Annotated in this window: 1 pseudogene; it reads left to right on the top strand. The window is 46.5% G+C overall.

Annotated features, from left to right (window positions below):
- Positions 1 to 2 precede the first annotated feature (2 nt).
- Positions 3 to 550: pseudogene (locus R7190_RS29825) on the top strand (hypothetical protein); the annotation flags it as partial.

Genomic DNA, 550 nt, shown 5'->3' with positions numbered 1-550 from the left:
AAATTCAGCTAGAAGACGAGCTTAACTCACTCAAAGGGCAAGTGAAAACGCACCCTGAACGCACTCTTCGCCTCGCCGAGCAGTGCCGCATTCGCGCGGAACAAATACTGTTTATTGACGGTGAAATCAAAGCGTTACTCGTCATGGCGCACAGTTGTTGGTGTTTGATGGAATATCGCCAAGGGCTGAAATTCATCAAAGACGCCTACAATAAGCAAATCCAACTGGACACTGACGATCACCTTCCAGAAATTCTGCATATCTTCGCCCTTCAATACTGGGGACAAGCCAAATATTACTCGGCGCAGCAATATTGGATTAATGCCTTGGAGCAATCGGCTTTGGTCGATGACATTGAGATTCAGATTGAATCCCTGATTGGTCTTGGCAATGTTTGGCGCATCACCAACGAACACAAACTTGCCGCATCGACTCATGAGCTTGCAGTTAAAGTGGCAAACAACGTCCGAATTGCATGGTTAGAAGGTAAAGCTCGCATTCTGCTGGCTTGGGACTACTACCTCCTCAACAACTTTATTGAGATGCTAAC

The organism is Vibrio sp. 1078-1, from assembly GCF_033340475.1.
Note: the sequence above shows the minus strand (reverse complement) of the source record. Positions and strands in the feature narration are given on the sequence as shown.